Source organism: Companilactobacillus halodurans (assembly GCF_009600985.1).
GTDB lineage: Bacteria > Bacillota > Bacilli > Lactobacillales > Lactobacillaceae > Companilactobacillus > Companilactobacillus halodurans.
Genome location: NZ_VDFP01000051.1, coordinates 1 through 3,604, shown reverse-complemented (window position 1 = coordinate 3,604; position 3,604 = coordinate 1). Strand labels below are relative to the sequence as shown.

General features: G+C 34.8%; 6 protein-coding genes. 4 read left to right on the top strand and 2 right to left on the bottom strand.

Annotated features, from left to right (window positions below):
- Positions 1–166 precede the first annotated feature (166 nt).
- Together FHL06_RS12125 and FHL06_RS14960 are read right to left on the bottom strand one after the other, a co-directional pair.
- A complete protein-coding gene (locus FHL06_RS12125) occupies positions 167–415 on the bottom strand; it encodes a GlsB/YeaQ/YmgE family stress response membrane protein (RefSeq protein ID WP_057881678.1) in 249 nt (82 codons plus the stop codon).
- A gap of 6 nt (positions 416–421) precedes the next feature.
- Positions 422–553 carry a hypothetical protein gene (locus tag FHL06_RS14960; RefSeq protein WP_016511903.1) on the bottom strand — a complete coding sequence of 44 codons (132 nt, stop codon included), beginning with the start codon at positions 551–553 and terminating at the stop codon, positions 422–424.
- Positions 554–759: 206 nt separating this feature from the next.
- Between FHL06_RS14960 and FHL06_RS12120 the strand changes: the two genes are divergently transcribed.
- The 4 genes from FHL06_RS12120 to FHL06_RS12105 form a co-directional block, all read left to right on the top strand.
- Positions 760–1,308 carry a DUF4355 domain-containing protein gene (locus FHL06_RS12120; RefSeq protein WP_238334038.1) on the top strand — a complete coding sequence of 183 codons (549 nt, stop codon included), beginning with the start codon at positions 760–762 and terminating at the stop codon, positions 1,306–1,308.
- A gap of 29 nt (positions 1,309–1,337) precedes the next feature.
- Complete coding sequence (locus tag FHL06_RS12115) at positions 1,338–2,126, top strand: YveK family protein (RefSeq protein ID WP_182083340.1); 789 nt, start codon at positions 1,338–1,340, stop codon at positions 2,124–2,126.
- Between the two features lie 8 nt (positions 2,127–2,134).
- Positions 2,135–2,866, top strand: coding sequence for a CpsD/CapB family tyrosine-protein kinase (locus FHL06_RS12110; RefSeq protein WP_153386835.1), 732 nt, complete (start codon positions 2,135–2,137; stop codon positions 2,864–2,866).
- Positions 2,863–3,604 (top strand): tyrosine-protein phosphatase (locus FHL06_RS12105; RefSeq protein WP_153386833.1); only part of this gene is annotated, 742 nt, incomplete at its 3' end. The genes FHL06_RS12110 and FHL06_RS12105, both read left to right, overlap by 4 nt.

Here is a 3,604-nt window from a genome sequence, read left to right as displayed (position 1 = left end):
GAGGTATGTAAAAAATACCTAAATCTCTTAATAAATGCTGTTCTTTTTTTTAGTTTTCAAATTTAATCCGAATTTTTGGACAAATTTGTCAGCATAACCTGATGAGGGGTGCTAACTAAGTTAGCATCTATAATTTAGTATAAGAACCTTAAATGAAGCTTAAAAACTAATTCTTTGATTTACCGACAAAGAAAGAAACTAAAGCAACAACAATTACTGCTCCAATAATTGAAGGAATAATTGCCATTCCGGCTAATTGAGGGCCCCAAGATCCCAGTATAGCTTCTCCAATAGAGGAACCAACTAATCCGGCAACAATATTAGCAATCCACCCCATTGATTTTCCTTTGCTAGTAATTGCTCCAGCAATAGTACCAATGATGGCACCAATAATTAAAACCCATAACCAATGCATAAAACATCATCCTCTCTTATTTTTCGAAGGATGTTTTTTAGATTTGTTATAGTTTTGAATTTCTTTAAAAATGGCTAATAAAAGTTGAGATATAGAAATGATAATTGATATTTTTGACCAAAGTCCAAATCTTTTCATATCAAATCCTCCATTATCTAAATTGCATCCTTCTAAATCTAATTATAGGCAATTGAATATTTGCATACAAGTTATTCAATTGTGCCATTCTTTTTAAAATAGGAATTTTTGATTTGCCTTTTTCTCAATTACAAGCGTTAAAGAATAATTGATTTAGTTATTGCACTTACAAACAATTTAGTCTACGGACTTAAAAAGAAATTTTGATGATGAAAACAAATTTGCAATTTTTTGCTGATCCTAACCCAGAACCTAAGCCAAACGATTCCAACCCAAATCCTGATGGTAAAAATCCAAAGCCAGCTGGCAAGACCTACACACAGGATGATATTGGAAAGATGATGGCCTCTAAGGCTAAAGAAGTAGAAAGCAATCTGCGGGATGATTTTGAAAAGGAGCTTAAGCAAAAGGAACAAGAATGGCTTGAAAAGGGTGAAAAACGAGCCAGCATGAATGCTAGTGAGAAGGCCCAAGCCGATTTAGAAGAGCAACGACAAGCCTTAAAAGAACAGCAAGACCGTCTTCAAGAAAAATTAGATGAAGCTGATCTTAAGGATGCTTTAGCTGCAACTAAAACTGTTCTAACTGACAAGCACATTCCAGCTGAATTTGCGGAGTTTATTAGTGATGTTAAAGAAGATGTTCGTAACAATAACTTAGATAAGTGGTCAAGAATTATTGTTTGGGACGAGTTAATGGACTATACTTTTTTTATACATGCTTTATTAAGCTGGGGTTTTTATGTATATAAATAACATTATATTGTATATATTCGGAGGACGAAGTGGAATCAGAACAAAATATTAGTATGATGCAGATCGTAGGCATCTTACGCAAACATATAAAAGCAATTTTCGGGACAACTATTGTTGTTACTTTGGCAGCGATTTTTGTTACCTTTTTCGTTATGACACCAAAATATAGCGCTACTACACAAATTTTGGTCAATCGTAAATTATCAGAGGACATGCAGTCGGCACAGTTCCAGCAGGTTCAGGCTGATGTTCAGATGATCAGTACTTATAAGGATATTATTACTAGTCCTACTGTTTTAAAAGATGTTAATAAGAAAGTTAGCAGCTATCCTGGTTATCCAGGTTCTATGGGAGCATTGAAAGGATCACTATCGATTAGTAATTCTCAAAATTCTCAAGTGTTTTCAGTAACAGCTAAATCTACAGATGCTGGCACAGCGGCAGCAATTGCCAATATGACAGCTAAGGTTTTTAAGAAAAAGGTTGTTAAAATTATGAGTGTTAACAATGTTTCAATTGTCTCTGAAGCTGAAACGAATACTAAACCTGTCAGTCCTAGAAAGACTTTGAACGTTTTGGTTGGTATTGTTTTAGGGTTGATTTTAGGTGTTGCATTAGCATTTGTTCGTGAAATAACTGATAGAACAGTTACAACGCAGAATTTCTTAACAGATGATTTAGGGCTAACTAGTTTAGGCACAGTTAGTGAAATTGATCAAAAAGACATTGAAAGAGCCGCTGAACAAGTCGTTGAACATAAGAAAGTTCAATCTAAGTTGAGTATTAATAAATCATCAAGAAATCATAGAAGGGTCTAGGGAATAAAATGGCATTATTTAAGAAGAAAACTACAAAGTTAGATAATTATAGTCGGAAAAATGGTGTTGGCTTGGTTACTTATGATGACCCTACCAGTACGATTTCAGAACAATTTAATACGATTAGAACTAATATCCAATTTTCATCTGTAGATAAAAAATTAAATTCAATTTTATTCACTTCATCTGCTCCATCTGAAGGTAAGTCTACAGTAAGTAATAATGTTGCAGTAACTTGGGCTAAACAAGGTGAAACGGTTGTGTTAGTTGATACCGATCTTCGTCGTCCGACAATTCATAAAACTTTTAATGTAAGTAATAGGGTCGGACTTTCAAGTTACTTATTGGGAAATGCTTCATTTGAGGATGTCGTTCAACCAACAATGGTTAAAAATTTATTCGTTATTACTAGTGGGCCGATTCCGCCTAATCCCTCAGAATTATTAGGTAGTATGAGAAATAAGGACTTAATCAATCGCCTTGAGGACAAATTTGGACTATTAATAATGGATGCTCCACCTGCTAATTCGGTTACTGATGCGCAAGTTCTTGCTACTCAAGTAGATGGTGTCGTAATGGTTGTGCCTCAAGGGATTGCTGAAAAAGCTGGGGTTGCACATGCTAAACAATTATTAGATACAGTTCATGCTAATATTTTGGGTGTAATTATGAATCGTGTCACAAAAGAAAAGTCACAAGGCTATTATGGTGGATACTATGGAGCTGAGAAAGAGAAATGAAATTAATTGATTTGCATTGCCACATATTGCCAGGCGTTGATGATGGTTCCAAAGATATGCAGATGTCATTAGATTTGGCTAAGGCAGCTGTAGATCAAGGAATTACCAATAGTTTGGTAACTCCTCACCATATGGATGGGGAATACACTAATCACAAACAAGATGTGATCAGAAAGACTAATGAATTTCAAAAAGCTTTAGATAATGCGGGAATACCGTTGAGTGTGTTTGCTAGTCAAGAAGTTCATCTAACAGGGGAACTAATGGATGCCATTGCTAAAGATGATATTCTGTTCATGGATGAAACTAATCGTTATATATTGTTAGAGATGCCACATGATGGTATTCCTGAGTATACAGCGGATATGATTTTTGATTTAACTACCCGTGGTATAACGCCGGTTATTGCCCATCCAGAGCGTAATCATGGAATTCAGGAAGATCCTGATAAATTATATGATTTCGTTAAAATGGGATGTTTAACACAATTGACAAGTAGTAGTTATCTTGGTGTTTTTGGTAAGAAGGTCCAAACACTTACTGAAGAAATTATTAAAGCCAATTTAGGATTTATTTTTTCATCGGATGCCCATAATTTTAAGGGACGTAGGTATTTAATGAAAGAAGCCTTTGAGAAGTTAGAAAAAGAAGAGGGACTTCGCAAAGCTCAATTATTTAATCTTAACGCAAGGAACATTATCAATGGTGATGACGTTGGCGATACAGCTTTTGTTAAGA